Annotated in this window: 11 protein-coding genes; 10 read left to right on the top strand and 1 reads right to left on the bottom strand. The window is 41.9% G+C overall.

Going from position 1 to position 15,208, the window contains the following annotated elements:
* Positions 1–324 precede the first annotated feature (324 nt).
* From LJE12_RS17870 to LJE12_RS17900, 7 genes are all read left to right on the top strand, one after another.
* The gene (locus LJE12_RS17870) at positions 325–1,266 is read left to right on the top strand and encodes a hypothetical protein (protein ID WP_008705918.1); all 942 of its coding nucleotides are present in this window, start codon (positions 325–327) and stop codon (positions 1,264–1,266) included.
* Positions 1,267–1,496: 230 nt separating this feature from the next.
* Entirely contained in the window at positions 1,497–4,199 is a 2,703-nt protein-coding gene (locus tag LJE12_RS17875) for a translation factor GTPase family protein (protein WP_008705917.1), read from the top strand.
* An 18-nt stretch (positions 4,200–4,217) separates the two neighbouring features.
* Complete coding sequence (gene greA / locus LJE12_RS17880) at positions 4,218–4,718, top strand: transcription elongation factor GreA (RefSeq protein WP_008705914.1); 501 nt, start codon at positions 4,218–4,220, stop codon at positions 4,716–4,718.
* Between the two features lie 272 nt (positions 4,719–4,990).
* Positions 4,991–6,760, top strand: a complete 1,770-nt coding sequence (locus tag LJE12_RS17885; RefSeq protein WP_118614809.1) for a Na/Pi cotransporter family protein — start codon at positions 4,991–4,993, stop codon at positions 6,758–6,760.
* A 298-nt stretch (positions 6,761–7,058) separates the two neighbouring features.
* Positions 7,059–7,727, top strand: a complete 669-nt coding sequence (locus LJE12_RS17890; RefSeq protein WP_118614811.1) for a winged helix-turn-helix domain-containing protein — start codon at positions 7,059–7,061, stop codon at positions 7,725–7,727.
* 32 nt (positions 7,728–7,759) lie between these two features.
* Positions 7,760–9,103: a sensor histidine kinase gene (locus tag LJE12_RS17895; RefSeq protein ID WP_022380566.1), complete on the top strand. Its 1,344-nt coding sequence runs from the start codon at positions 7,760–7,762 to the stop codon at positions 9,101–9,103.
* Between the two features lie 193 nt (positions 9,104–9,296).
* Positions 9,297–10,565, top strand: a complete 1,269-nt coding sequence (locus LJE12_RS17900; protein ID WP_227227099.1) for an ABC transporter substrate-binding protein — start codon at positions 9,297–9,299, stop codon at positions 10,563–10,565.
* Positions 10,566–10,605: 40 nt separating this feature from the next.
* Here the strand turns inward: LJE12_RS17900 and LJE12_RS17905 are convergent, their stop codons facing one another.
* Entirely contained in the window at positions 10,606–11,505 is a 900-nt protein-coding gene (locus tag LJE12_RS17905; protein ID WP_144136792.1) for a helix-turn-helix domain-containing protein, read from the bottom strand.
* 269 nt (positions 11,506–11,774) lie between these two features.
* Here LJE12_RS17905 and LJE12_RS17910 point away from each other — a divergent pair, with 269 nt between their 5' ends.
* The 3 genes from LJE12_RS17910 (at position 11,775) to LJE12_RS17920 (ending at position 15,063) form a co-directional block, all read left to right on the top strand.
* The gene (locus LJE12_RS17910) at positions 11,775–13,019 is read left to right on the top strand and encodes an ABC transporter substrate-binding protein (RefSeq protein WP_227227101.1); all 1,245 of its coding nucleotides are present in this window, start codon (positions 11,775–11,777) and stop codon (positions 13,017–13,019) included.
* A 246-nt stretch (positions 13,020–13,265) separates the two neighbouring features.
* Positions 13,266–14,171, top strand: coding sequence for a carbohydrate ABC transporter permease (locus LJE12_RS17915; RefSeq protein ID WP_025580677.1), 906 nt, complete (start codon positions 13,266–13,268; stop codon positions 14,169–14,171).
* A 13-nt stretch (positions 14,172–14,184) separates the two neighbouring features.
* On the top strand, positions 14,185–15,063 hold the full coding sequence (locus LJE12_RS17920) for a carbohydrate ABC transporter permease (RefSeq protein WP_019160841.1): 879 nt from the start codon (positions 14,185–14,187) through the stop codon (positions 15,061–15,063).
* The last annotated feature ends 145 nt before the right edge of the window (positions 15,064–15,208 follow it).

Here is a 15,208-nt window from a genome sequence, read left to right on the forward strand (position 1 = left end):
TTCCAGATTGCCTGCGGCAATGGAATTTTGGCATATTCATGCCAAAACACCTCGCAGAATAGTGGTGTGTGAACAGTAACTCCCATATAATTTATAAAATAAAAAGAATATAAAATGCCTTGAAAATAAGAGTAAGTAATGCTAACATAAGTATAAAGCATATTTCTCTTATATTTCAAGGCATTTTTGCCGTCTGATTATTCTAATCTCAATTCAGAAATCCATGCTTTTAATTCCAGTTAATTATGAAAAGCAGGAGCTGAGAAGTGATAAGAATAGCACAAAATGTTCTTTGACTCCTGCGGAAAACAGGAGGTATTGCCAATGGCAAAAAGAAAGAACAAAAAAATTATTGTGAAAAGAAACCGATTGAAAGGCAACACAGCAACTGCAAACCGTAAGTACAAAGATACAGTCTTCCGTATGCTGTTTTCAGACAGAAAGAATCTGTTGTCGCTGTATAATGCAATCAATGAAACTTCTTATACAGATGCTGCTCAATTAGAGATTGTGACACTTGAGAACGCAATCTATATGGGAATGAAGAATGATCTGGCGTTTATTATAAATACGAATCTGTTTCTGTATGAACATCAGTCTACGTATAACCCGAACATGCCTTTGAGAGACTTATTCTACATTTCCAGCGAATATCAGAAAATGGTGGATTGGAAGTCCTTGTATACCTCAACAAGACTGAGAATACCCACACCGAATTTTATCGTATTTTATAATGGAACAGAGAAAAAAGAAGATAGGTGGGTAGATTATCTGTCAGAATCGTATGAAAATATGTCAGGAGAACCAAATCTTGAACTAAAGGTCATCACATTAAATATCAATGTAGGGCATAATAAAAAACTAATGGAAGAATGCCGGACGCTAAGAGAATATGCTCAGTATGTTGATAAAGTACGCAGATATTCTAATGAAATGGAACTGAATACGGCAGTAGAACGTGCAGTGAGCGAAAGCATTCAGGAGGGAATTCTCAAAGAATTTCTGCAAAAGAATCGAGCGGAGGTAGTTGCTATGAGTATATTTGAATACAATGAGGAAGAGGAAAAAAGGAAACTCAGGAAAGCTGAGTACGAAGCTGGAAAAAATGATGGGATAAAGATTGGACGAGAAGAGGAAAAACGTAAAATTGCAAATTCCCTTTTTAAAGAGGGAGATTCAATTGAAAAGGTAGCCAGGATTCTTTGCGAAAGTGAAGAAACTATCAGAGGATGGGTAAATGAAAAAATGGATATAAAGGTGGAGTAAGACATATAAAGAAAGCTATGGTGTTATCGATTAAAGTAGAACCATATTGGAATGTAAAGAATACTGCGCTCAATGCGTTCAATGCCGGATCACTTATTAAAGTAGAACCATATTGGAATTATATAGATTCTTATGTTAAAATAGTTCTTTAATTGATACAAACGATTAATTTTATTTAAGCCAATACTTATATATCAATTCATAAAGAAAAAGGAGCTTTTAAATATACTATGGAGAAACTTGTTGTAGGTATCCTTGCGCACGTAGATGCCGGTAAGACTACGTTGTCGGAAGGGATTTTGTATTTGACTGGAAAGATTCGTAAGCTGGGGCGGGTGGATCATAAGGATGCTTATCTGGACACCTATAACCTGGAACGGGAACGAGGAATTACGATTTTTTCCAAGCAGGCGGAGTTTGAACTGGGAAACAGGGGGATAACTCTTCTGGATACGCCGGGGCATGTGGATTTCTCGGCGGAGATGGAGAGAACACTGCAGGTTCTGGATTATGCCATCCTTGTAATCAATGGAGCGGATGGTGTGCAGGGACATACCATGACCTTATGGAGACTTCTGGCAAGATACCAGATCCCGACGTTCCTGTTTATCAATAAAATGGATCAGGACGGAACTGATAAAGAGAAACTTTTGGCAGAATTAAAGAAGCGATTAAGTGATAATTGCGTTGATTTCACCTGGGAAAAATCAGATCTGCAGTCTCAGTTTCTGGAAGATGTTTCTGTCTGCGATGAGGAACTGCTTGAAAAATACCTGGAAACAGAGGAAATATCAACATCAGATATCCGAAAAGTAATCAAAGAGCGAAAACTTTTCCCATGTTTCTTTGGCTCTGCGCTGAAAATGACAGGTGTAGAAGAATTCCTCCATGGTTTGGAAAAATACTGTGAGACACCAGAATATCCATCCGAGTTTGGCGCAAAAGTATTCAAGATTGCCAGAGACGATCAGGGCAATCGTTTAAGCTATATGAAAATCACAGGTGGAACATTGAAGGTGAAGGAACTTCTCACAGATACAGAGAAGGCAGATCAGATCCGTATCTATTCCGGTGCGAAATTTGAGCTTGCAAAGGAGGCTCCTGCAGGAACCATCTGTGCAGTAACCGGTCTTTCCCAGACACATCCGGGACAGGGCTTTGGGATTGAACGGGAATCCGAAATGCCGGTTCTGGAACCTGTATTAAATTACAGGATTCTGCTTCCCGAGGACTGTGATGTTCACCAGATGCTGAAGAAACTCAAAGAGCTGGAAGAGGAGGAACCGGAACTTCACATTGTATGGAACGAACAGCTTGGAGAAATCCATGCCATGCTGATGGGTGAGGTTCAGATCGAGATATTAAAGCATCTGATCTGGGAGCGTTTCCATGTAGCAGTAGAGTTTGGCACAGGAAATATCGTATATAAAGAAACAATCGCAGAGCCGGTAGAAGGTGTAGGCCATTTTGAACCGCTGCGTCATTATGCAGAAGTACATCTGCTTCTGGAACCGGGAGAGCCGGGGAGCGGTCTGCAGTTTTTTACTGCATGCAGTGAGGACGTGCTGGACCGTAACTGGCAGCGTCTGATCCTGACTCATCTGGAAGAAAGGGAGCACCCGGGAGTACTGACCGGTTCTCCAATTACAGATATGCAGATTACACTGATTACAGGACGCGCCCATCTGAAACACACAGAGGGTGGCGATTTCCGGCAGGCAACGTACAGGGCTGTGCGTCAGGGATTAAAGAAAGCAAAAAGTGTACTGCTTGAGCCATATTATGAGTTCAGACTTGAGATTCCGGGGGATATGATAGGGCGTGCCATGACTGACATTCAGAAAATGAATGGAACTTTCCAGCAGCCGGAAGCAGATGAGGATGATATGATGGTTCTGAAAGGCAGTGCACCTGTATCAATGATGCGAGATTATCAGACACAGGTAACCTCCTATACAAAGGGACGGGGCAGATTATTCTGTTCATTGAAGGGCTATGCCCCATGTCAGAATCAGGATGAAATTGTAGAGGAGATTGGATATGATTCCGAACGTGACTTGGACAATCCCACGGGTTCTGTATTCTGTGCTCATGGAGCAGGATTTGTGGTGCCATGGTATGAAGTAGAGGATTATATGCACTTAGAAGGGATTGACGAGTCTGAACTGGGGAATACCATACCGGATAGTGAAGAAAGTATAGCAGGAAACAGGAATAGTAACAATCAGACAGATTCAGGTTATCGTCCACCCAGGAATGCCGGTGTAGGAAGCTATGAGGATGAAGAAGAACTGAAAGCAATTTTTGAGCGCACATTCGGACCGGTCAAGCGTTACAAAGAACCACAGTTTAAGAGAACATTTTCTGCAAAATCTGACAGCGGCAGCTATTACCGCAACAGTTCTTCTGCTAAGAAGAAAGAAAAAGAATATCTCCTTGTAGATGGCTATAACATCATCTATGCCTGGGAAGATTTAAAAGAGCTGGCAGATGCAAACCTCCATGCAGCTCAGACAAAACTGATGGATATTCTGAGCAACTATCAGGGCTTTAAGAAATGTACGTTAATTCTTGTATTTGATGCTTACAAGATAGAGGGCCATGCAGAGGAAGTGATCACCTATCATAACATTCATGTAGTCTACACCAAAGAAGCTGAGACAGCGGATCAGTACATTGAGAAAACGGTCCATAAGATTGGCCGGGAAAATCAGGTAACGGTAGCAACATCCGATGGACTGGAGCAGATCATCATCATGGGACAGGGTGCCCACCGTATGTCTGCCAGAGGTCTTCGGGATGAAATAAAAGCTACAGAAAATCAGATCCGCCAGCAATGGCATGAGAAACGTCAGAGCAGTAAAAATTATCTGATCGACAATATTTCTGATGAAATGGCACAATATATGAAAGAGAAACGACTTGGAAAATAGTAAAAGGGAGATGTAGTCATGAAAGAAAAGCTTACACAGAAGGATGTTGAGAAAATCCAGCAGGAGATTGACCATCGCAAGCTGGTTGTACGAAAAGAGGCAATCGAAGCTGTAAAAGAAGCAAGAGCCCAGGGAGACCTGAGTGAGAATTTTGAGTATTATGCGGCCAAGAAGCATAAGAATCAGAATGAAAGCCGTATCCGCTACCTTGAGAATATGCTGAAAACAGCAACCATTGTTTCTGATGATTCCAAAGACGATGAAGTTGGAATGGATGATATTGTAGAGGTATATTTCGAGGAAGACGATGAGATTGAGAAATACAAACTGGTTACTTCCATAAGAGGAAACTCCATGGAAAACCGCATCAGCATTGAATCTCCCATTGGTATGGCTCTGAAAGGTCACAAGGTTGGAGACAGAGTGGAAGTAAAGGTAAATGATAACTACAGTTATTTCCTGGAAATCCGTTCTATTGATAAGACTGGTTCCGAGGATGAAGAAATCCGCGGATTCTGATAATAATACTGTCGAAATATAGGATCCGGATTGATAAAAGAACTATTGTAAGAGATGAACACCGGTTAGTGTCATATCTCCTGCAATGGTTCTTTTTATTTTTATATCAAAAATACGGATGGATTTATGGGAACCTTACACAGAATGAATATGATGACTGGAAATTTTACATGGATTTAACATTCTCATGGGGATGATTTTACAAAGCATGGTTATGATGAGAAGCAAGTTAAATAACCATATACTTATGAAAAGGGAAAAGGAGAATAATCATGGATTTATTCAGTATATTAACATTGATCGGAGGCCTTGCATTATTTTTGTATGGTATGAATGCAATGGGAGATGGCCTTGCGAAGGTTTCCGGCGGAAAGCTGGAGAAGATTCTTGAAAATCTTACTTCAAATCCGATAAAAGCAGTGCTTTTGGGAGCAGGAGTAACAGCAGTGATCCAGTCATCTTCAGCTACGACTGTTATGGTAGTAGGTTTTGTAAATTCAGGGATCATGAAATTATCACAGGCAGTAGGAGTGATCATGGGTGCCAATATCGGTACTACGATCACCTCCTGGATCTTAAGCCTGACAGGAATACAGAGTGATAATTTTATCATTCAGATGTTTAAACCAACATCATTTTCCCCTGTGCTTGCGATCATTGGTGTGATTTTTATTTTGTTTATCAATGATTCAAAGAAGAAAGATATCGGAAGTATTTTTATTGGTTTTGCAATCCTGATGTACGGTATGGATATGATGAGTTCTGCTGTAAAACCCCTTGCAGAAGTGCCGGAATTTACAAACCTGTTACTTAAATTCTCAAATCCGTTGTTAGGTGTTATAGCAGGTGCACTTCTTACTGCAGTGATCCAGTCATCTTCTGCATCCGTAGGTATCCTGCAGGCCCTGTGTCTTACAGGTGCAGTACCGTTCAGTGCAGCAATCCCGATCATTATGGGACAGAACATCGGAACCTGTATTACTGCAATCCTTTCTGCAATCGGAGCCAAGAAGAATGCAAAACGTGCAGCAGCAGTACATCTGTATTTCAACCTGATCGGTACGGTTATCTTTATGACTGTATTCTATCTTATAAATGCAGTTGTTGGATTTTCTTTCTTCCATCAGGCAGCAACACCGGCAGGAATTGCTGTTATCCACAGTGTATTTAATGTTACTGCAACGATCATTCTCCTTCCTTTTGCAAAGGGACTGGAGAAACTTGCCTGTCTTACAATCCGGGACAAAAAAGAGGATGTTGTTGTTTCAGCAGAGGACAGAGAGTTTATGATCCTGGAGCCTCGTTTCCTGGAGAAACCGGCATTTGCAGTAGAGCAGAGCCGCAATGCAGCAAGAAAAATGGCAGAAGAATCCCACAATGCACTGTTTACAGCACTGAGTCTGGTGGATAAATACAGTGAAGAAGGCGTAGAACGTGTGGAAAACATGGAATCCAAGGTTGACCGCTATGAAGATGAACTGGGAACTTATCTGGTGAAGCTGAGCCACAAAGATATCTCAGAAGCAGACAGTCACAGCCTTTCCATTATGCTTCACTGTATCGGGGATTTTGAACGTATTTCCGACCATGCTGTAAATATTATGGAATCAGCACAGGAGCTTTATGAAAAAGGACTGAAATTTTCCGAAAATGCAAAGAAAGATCTGGAAGTGCTGGGACAGGCAGTAGAAGATATCGTAAATACGGCATATGAAGTTTTTGACAAACAGGATATGAAGCTTGCGGAGAAAATTGAACCACTGGAAGAAGTGATTGATGAACTTTCCAAAGAAGTAAAACGTCGTCATGTACAGAGACTGAGAAACGGTGAATGTACAATAGAGATGGGATTTATCCTTTCGGACATTACAACCTGTCTGGAACGTGTGGCAGACCATTGTTCCAATATTGGAGTCTGTGTGACGCAGGTGAATGAAGATCTGTATGATACTCACAGTCATCTGAATATCGTCAAGAGCCATCCGGACGAAACATTTTATCATGAACTGGAAGACGCACGAATCAAATATCAGCTTTCATAAAAATAAACAGGTAGATGACAAAATTCCATTGCCGCAGGCAATTTGGAATGAATTTTGGCAACGTTACTGAGAACGAAGTGAACAGTAACGGATGATGCTATCCGCATGATCAGGAAATCCGGGCACTCTGAAGTATCTGAGAGAGATATTTCAGAGAAAATGGCCGGATTTTTGCTTTAAAGAAATGAAGCAGATGCCGGATATTTACTTGTACAGGGATAAAAAAATAAGTATACTGAAAAAAGAAATACACTTGTGACGACAAAGCAGGTGATAAATAAAGGGGAGGCAAAGCAGAATGATCTATTGTGTAGAAGATGAGCGGAATATCAGGGAGCTTCTTATTTATACACTGGAAACAACAGGATTTAAAGCCAGGGGGTTTGGCAATGGCAATGAACTGATGAAAGCGCTGAAAGAAGAGATACCGGAGCTGATCCTGCTGGATATCATGCTTCCGGGAGCTGATGGCTATACCATTCTGGAACAGCTGAAAAGTATGCCATCTGTAAAGGATGTGCCGGTAATTATGGTTACTGCAAAAGAAGCGGAATTTGACAAAGTAAAAGGTCTGGAAGGCGGAGCGGATGATTACATTACCAAGCCTTTCGGTATGATGGAATTTGTTGCCAGAGTAAAAGCAGTTCTCAGACGAAGTGCCCGTCAGAATGAAGACAAGGAACTGCATTACGACGAGCTTTATCTGAATGTAGGACGTCATGAGGTGCATTACCGGGAAGAAAAGGTCGATCTTACCCGAAAAGAATTTGAACTTCTTCAGTATCTGCTGGAGAATAAAGGACTTGTTATGACAAGAAATCAGATCCTCTGCCATGTATGGGGATATGACTTTGACGGTGAAACCAGAACTGTGGATGTCCATGTGAGAACCCTGCGTCAGAAACTTGGAGAGGCAGGAAATCTGATCGAAACGGTCCGGGGTGTAGGATACAGGATCGGCGCATAACAGATAAAACCGACGAAAACAGGAGTGGAAAAATGAAGCATAAAATATTCAGTCACACCAGTTTACTTATCATTTTATCCGTAATACTTACATTCCTGGCAGCAGGAACTGTCATGTATAACAGATATGATATTTATATGAAACAGGGTGTCAGAGATGAAGCCGCATATATTAAAACAGGTCTGGAAGAAGACGGAGACGTTTTTCTCTCAGACAGGGTCGGAGACGCCACCAGCAGCAGGATCACTCTTCTGGGAAAAGATGGTCAGGTGTTGTTTGACAGTATTGAGAATCCGGAAGAAATGGAAAATCACAGTAACAGACCGGAATTTATTGAAGCTGAGAAGCAGGGATCCGGTGAGATGGTCCGCTATTCAGACACCTTATCAAAACAGACGTTTTACTATGCTGTAAAATTAAAGGATGATCAGGTTCTGCGAGTAGCCAGGACTACAGATAGTCTTCTGGTAACAATGTTAACCAGCTTTCTTCTGCTTGGCGGACTGGTATGCGTGATCCTTGTAATTGAACTTTTTCTTGTGCAGAAACAGACCAGAAAGCTGATAGAGCCTATCAACCGGATTGATCTGGAACATCCTCTGGAGCATGTATGCTACGAAGAATTAAGGCCATTGCTTTTTCGTCTGGATCAGCAGAACAGACAGATTCAGAAACAGCTGGAAGATCTTAAGAATGCAGAGAGTGCAAGAAAAGAGTTTACGGCAAATGTTTCCCATGAATTGAAAACTCCTCTTATGTCAATCTCCGGATATGCGGAGCTTATGATGAATGGAATGGTACCGCCGGACAAGATGCAGGATTTTTCCGGCAGGATTTTTCATGAGTCCGAGCGTTTATCAAATCTGGTTGCAGATATCATTCAGCTTTCCAGACTGGATGAGAAGAACGGAGAAACTATGTTTGAACAGGTTGACATCGGAGAGCTTGGGGAAGATGTGATCAACAATCTGCAGAACAGGGCAGCAAAGAAAAAGATTAATCTGGAATATACAGGCGGACCTGCACAGATGCAGGGAGTACGCCATGTATTATATGAAATGTTCTACAATATTACAGATAATGCTATCCGCTATACCCCGGATGGTGGAGATGTAAAGGTTTTTGTGGGAAAACTCAATGGGAAACCGTATTTTCGTGTGGAAGATAACGGAATAGGTATTCCGGAAAGCGAACAGCAGAGAATCTTCGAGCGTTTTTACAGAGTGGACAAGAGCCATTCACGTGAAACCGGAGGTACAGGCCTGGGGCTTTCTATTGTAAAACATGGCGCAGTTTTGCATCATGCGAAGATTCTTCTGGACAGTGAGCCGGGTAAGGGAACGAAGATGGAAATCCTGTTTGATCAGACTAAGTAAAGCTCCTGTGAAGCAGTTATTCGGTGTAGTGAAGAGGATGATTTTGTTTAGTGTTGAAAAGAGAGTGGACAGTATCCGACATGGTTGTTAGAAATGTATAAATTTTGGGGATTGACAGACAAGTGATTATTGGAGAAAATAAAATCAGACAGTTATCCATGTAAAAGCAGGTACAATGGAGGGTATTTTCAGTATGGAAAAATGGAGAAGCATTGCAGCGGGTATGAGCTGTTTGTCAATGCTGTTCGCAACAGGAGCGGTTACTGTATCAGCATCAGATGAAATCACAGAAATTCCGGAACAGAGTATTGTATACTGGTCCATGTGGGAAGAAGATGAACCACAGGCAGATGTGATCAGAGAAGCAGCAGATGCTTATGAAGAAGCAACAGGTATTTCTGTAGAGATTCAGTGGAAGGGCAGAGGAATCCGGTCTCTGATAGAACCTGCCCTGGATGCCGGAGAACAGATTGACCTTTTTGATGATGATTATCAGAGGATGGCTCAGGAACACAGGGATTATCTGGCAGAATTAAAAGGAATGGCAGATACTGTGGATTATGAGAAGCATATTATGCCGGTACTGTTGGAACAGGTGAAGAACTGGGGAAATGGAGAACTTCTTGCAATGCCGTATCAGCCTTATATCACAGGCGTCTGGTATAATAAGGATTTATGGGAAGAGGCTGGACTTACAGAACAGGATATCCCGGATACCTGGGAGAAACTAATCAGAGTATGCCGTAAGATTAAAAACAGTGACAGTGGCCTTAGTGCCATGACCTGCGATGAAGAGTATGTGAATCTTCTGTATGGATATCAGCTTGCCAGATATCTTGGACAGGAGAAAGTGCAGCAGCTGATCCGTAACTGTACCTGGTCACAGATTCCACAGGCAAAAGAGGCGGCAGATGATATCAGAATTTTGTTTTTTGCGGGATATATGAGTCAGAGTGCACCGGCACAGCATCCGGAAGGTCAGGATGAAGTGGGAGATGGCGAGGCAGTCATGGTGCTGCAAGGCTCCTGGGTTCCGAATGAAGTGACAGAAGCTACAGAATCTGATGATTCCTGGGGATTTTTTCCATGGCCTGCAGTAAAGGCCGGAACAGACGGCACAGAAGGTGTTATGGTGGGAGCTCAGGGATTTGGAGTCACAAAGGATTCGCAGATGAAGCAGGAAGCTTTTGACTTTGCATATTCCATCTGTACCGGGGAAACAGATATGAAAATGACAGATGCGGTTAATTCCATCCCGGCAGATACGGACAATACACAATGGCCGGAAGTGCTGGCAGATGCAGTACCGTATATGAAAGAGATGTCAAAGCCGTACATGTGGGCTGCAGGTCTGGAGGCAGATCCGGATTATAAAGAACAGATACAAAGCGAACTTCTGAAGCTTACAAGATTAGAAGAAACATCGGATGAATTTATAGAGAATCTCAGCAATATGAAATAAGAAAAAGGCTGTTCAACATTATGAAAATATTGGTCTGGTATTACTGGCGCTCTCGTTCTGAGAGCGCCTTTATTGATGTAATATATTCTGTGGGTGTCATTCCGGAAATTTTTTTAAACTGTCTGGAAAAGTAATGGATGGAAGAGTATCCCAGAAATTCCGAAATCTGTGTGAAGTTCATCTGGTTCTCGCGGATCAGCTGTCTGGCATAGGCGATCTTTAACCGGGAAAAGAAATCCATAGCGCCGCACTGATGCTGTTCCTGAAATATTTTCTGAAGCTGGGAGCGTCCGATCATATTGTCATGGCACAGATCGCAGAGTGTAATATTTTCCCGGATGTGGTCTTCCATATAAGCAATGACACGCTTATAGACAGCGGAATTATTTTTCAGATTTACAAATTGGCTGACTGGTACAGTCATAGGAGGAGAAGAATTTCTCCGAATCATGTAGATCAGCATCTGCTCAAGGTAAATACGGATAAGCTGCTGAGAACCAAACAGAAAATCTTCTTTCTTTTCCATCTTTTCTGTATAAGGGTCATCCAGAGGGGTTTTGATACAGCGGCGTGCCTCGGCAATCAGCATTCCCATGAGATTTCTCTCAGGATCAGAAAGTTTCAGCAATTTTTTCTCGAAAAATTTCATACATGGAGAATTGCATTCAAAAGAAACTACCACAATATTAGGTGCGGTATTTCCTATGGCAATAAGATTATGAAATTCATTTGGTCTGTGAAAGATGAGCTGTCCGCTTGTCAGATGGTAGATACCGTTATCTGTCTCTATTTCTGCCTTTCCCTTATCTACACATTGAAATTCCCAGAAATTATGGCGTTCTCCTGCAAAGTGAAAATCACTTTTGTATTCAAAATAGTGGATTGTATAAATCCGGTCAATATGAATATCTTCTTCCAGATACATACTCTCAAAAGCCATTACTGTCACCTCCCTCAGCCCGTCCGAAAACTGCAATATGGTTGTTGTGTACAAGTATACAACAAAAACAGATGAAAAACCAGTTAAAAATGAATTTTTGTACAAAAGAAATGGACGTTTGTGCAAATACTATTTGTGCAAAAATGATAAAATAAGAACTACCAAAAGAAATAATTGTTGAAATTCAACAAAAGAGCGAAAAGAGAGAAAAGAGAGAAAAAAGAAGACAAAATGTCAAAACTGACCAAGGAGGAAAAAAGGTTATGGGTATGAAGAAAAAGATGCTTAGTGCAACATTATGTGCGGTTATGGTTGGTTCACTTGCAGCACCGGCTTTCACTGTTCAGGCAGCAGATGATACATTAGTTTACTGGTCAATGTGGGAAGCTACAGAGCCACAGGGACAGGTGATTCAGGAAGCAGTTGACGCTTATACAGAACAGACAGGAGTTAAGGTAGACCTTCAGTTTAAGGGACGTACCGGAAACCGTGAAGCACTTCAGCCTGCACTGGACGGCGGCACACAGATTGATATTTTTGACGAAGATATCGACCGTGTAAACGGAATGTACGGTAAATATCTTCTGGATCTGGAAGACCTTGCGAAAGAGAATGACTATGAAGCAACTGCAAATGCAGGTCTGATGGCAGCATGCCGTGATGCCGGCGGCGGTACATTAAAAACAATTCCATATCAGCCAAACGTATTTGCTTTCTTCTATAACAAAGATCTGTTTGAGCAGGCAGGAATCACAGAAGAACCGAAGACATGGGATGAATTCAAAGATGTATGCCAGAAATTAAAAGATGCAGGAATCACACCAATGACTATGGATGATGCCTATGCAACATGTGTGATCGGATATCATCTTGCAAGACTGGTTGGCGAAGATAAAGTAAAAGAGATCGTAACTGAAGGTGAATGGGATGATCCTGCAGTTCTTCAGATGGCACAGGATATCGAAGAACTTGCATCTAACGGATATTATTCAGAGATGGTTGGTTCCAACGTATGGCCTGCAGGTCAGAACACAGAGCTTGCACTTGGAACAGCTGCAATGTATCTGAATGGCTCCTGGTTACCAAACGAAGTAAAAGAGATGGCAGGCCCTGATTTCCACTGGGGATGCTTCGCATATCCGGCACTTACAGACGGAGCAAACGGAATCGAAACAAACAACTTCGGCGCACAGGTATTTGGTATTAACAAAGATACAAAACTTGCAAAAGAAGCATTTGATCTGATCACATTCCTTACAAAAGGTGAATACGACCAGAAACTTGCAGATGAAACTGTAGGTATCCCGGCTGATACAACAAACACAGAATGGCCGGCAATGGTTGAGTGTGCAAAACCTGTTATTGAGCAGAGCACAAACCGTTTCACATGGGCATGCGGTGTAGAATCTAACGTAGATATGACTCCGGTTATCAAAGAAAACTTCATCAAATTAATGTCAGGTTCCATTACAGCAGATGAATTTGTTTCCACTATGCAGGACGCAGCGAAATAAATAAAGAATTTATAGAGATGGTGGCATCGTATCTACGCTGCCGCCATCTGTCTTTTTGAATAACCAGGTTTCAAAGGCAAAAAGTCGTTCGTGCTTGCACGATAAGACTTTTAGACTTGGAAACCGCCAGACATGAGGAAGTAGCGATTTACGAAGTAAATCAGCGGATTCCGAATGGCTGGAGGTTTGCGGGAGCGAAGCGTAGCAATCCGTAGATGTGGTATTACTTACAGAGGAGGTATTTATTTGAAGAAGAATAAAACGATGATCGTTGTATTTCTGACTCCGGCAGTTCTGCTGTTTCTGGGAATCTTTCTGTATCCGATCATCAGAACAGTGATCATGAGCTTTTTCAAGATCGACGGAGTTACAGATTCCATGGATTTATGGAAATTTGTAGGATTTGGCAACTATACAAAGCTGATGAGTACCAGCTTATTTAAGACTTCATTTTTTAACCTGTTTCGTATCTGGCTGATCGGCGGTCTGGTGGTAATGAGCCTGTCTCTTTTATTTGCAGTTATTCTTACCAGTGGAATCAGAGGAAAGAAATTTTTCCGCGCGATCATTTATATGCCAAATATTGTCAGTGCAGTAGCGCTTGCTACTATGTGGCTGCAGTATGTATACAGTCCAAGATATGGCTTGCTGAAAGATCTTTTTACAGCACTGCATCTGGATAATCTGGCAAAGATCCAGTTCCTAGATAATGACCACAAATTCTGGGCACTGTTGTTTGCATATTGTTTTGGAATGGTTGGATACCATATGTTAATCTGGCTCAGCGGTATTGAGCGTATCAGCCCTGAATATTATGAGGCGGCAACCATTGATGGAGCGACCAAACCGGCACAGTTCCGTTACATGACACTTCCATTGTTAAAGGGAGTATTTAAGACAAACATTACCATGTGGTCTGTAAGCAGTGTAGGCTTTTTTGTATGGTCACAGCTTTTCTCCACAGTAACTGCAGACACACAGACAATTACCCCTTATGTTTATATGTATATGCAGATTTTTGGCGGCGGCAATACAGTTACAGAACGAAATGCAGGTCTGGGAGCTGCCATCGGTGTACTGCTCAGTGTCTGCGTAGTCATTGTATTTACAATCTGTAACAGAGTGATCAAAGATGATGATCTGGAATTCTAAGGAGGGATGAGAAATGGCAAAAGAAAAAGAGGCACGCAGACCCTTTAATCTGAAAAAAGAAGTCAAACTCCTGCCGGGATACATCATCCTGCTGCTCTGGGTAATCTTTACCATTGCGCTTCTGGGATGGGTATTCGGGGCAAGTTTTTCAACAACAGCAGAAATCTTCCAGGGAAAAGCCCTGAAGTTTGAGTCCGGATTACATTTTGAAAATTATGCAAAAGCATGGAACGGGGCCGGAGTTGCAGGCTTCTTCGGAAACTCTCTGATCTATTCAGTAATTTCCTGCACAATACTGATTCTGGTGTGTGCACCTGCAGCTTATGTACTGTCCAGATTTGATTTTATTGCAAACAAATTTATCCAGACCAGCTTCGTATCTGCCATGGGTGTTCCGGCAATCATGGTTGTTCTTCCCCTTTTCAGCATTATTTCCGGTATGGGAATCCTGAATAATGTGGCTGCAGGAAGAACTGTACTGATCATATTGTATGTAGGAATTAATGTACCTTATACGACCATTTTCCTGCTTACATTCTTCAGCAATATTTCCAGGACCTATGAGGAAGCGGCAGCAATCGACGGATGCCCTCCCATGCGTACTTTCTGGAAAATCATGTTTCCCATGGCACAGTCAGGAATCGTAACAGTAACAATCTTTAACTTTATTAATATCTGGAACGAGTATTTCCTGTCACTGATCTTCGCAAGCTCGGATAAGCTGAAACCTGTTGCACCCGGACTTTATGGAATGATCAACTCCATGAAATATACAGGTGACTGGGCCGGAATGTTTGCAGCAGTGATCATTGTATTCCTGCCGACATTTATTCTGTATATTTTCCTGTCTGAGAAGATCATCGGTGGTGTTACCGGTGGCATTAAGGGATAATATTAGAGGACAGCAGGACAATAACAATTGTTTGCGATGTTACTGTTCACACACCACTATCCCGCGAGGTGTTTTGGCATGAATATGCCCAAATCCCGAGACATACAAGCCAAAATTCCATTGCCGCAGGCAATCTGGAATGAAT

The sequence above is a fragment of the Blautia sp. DFI.6.71 genome, assembly GCF_020593585.1.
Lineage (GTDB): Bacteria > Bacillota > Clostridia > Lachnospirales > Lachnospiraceae > Blautia_A > Blautia_A wexlerae.